This window comes from Cytobacillus oceanisediminis 2691 (assembly GCF_007678455.1).
Taxonomy (GTDB): domain Bacteria; phylum Bacillota; class Bacilli; order Bacillales; family Cytobacillaceae; genus Mesobacillus; species Mesobacillus oceanisediminis_A.
Window position 1 is genome coordinate 1 of sequence record NZ_VEEP01000308.1, and the last position, 253, is coordinate 253.

Annotated in this window: 1 protein-coding gene; it reads left to right on the forward strand. The window is 42.7% G+C overall.

Annotated features, from left to right (window positions below):
* Positions 1 to 27: 27 nt before the first annotated feature.
* Positions 28 to 165 (forward strand): hypothetical protein, encoded by a 138-nt coding sequence (locus tag FS736_RS24715; protein WP_186326939.1) that lies wholly within the window; start codon positions 28 to 30, stop codon positions 163 to 165.
* The last annotated feature ends 88 nt before the right edge of the window (positions 166 to 253 follow it).

The window sequence follows — 253 nt, forward strand, 5'->3', positions numbered from 1 at the left end:
AATTAAAGTAGAAAGGAGAGATTGAGTATGAGAGTAAGAGGTGGTGTTGAAGGGGTAGTGGGAAGAAGATGTTGTATGAGTTGTATGATGGATGATAGGCTGACTTATGTTGGGTATGAGATTGAGGATTTAGCTGAAAATGGTAGTTTGGAAGAAGTGATTTAGGTATTATGGGAGGGCAAGGTTGGTAGAGGGGGAGAGTTGGAGGAATTGAAGAAGTAGCTGGGAGGGAATGGAGCATTGCCAAAGGAAG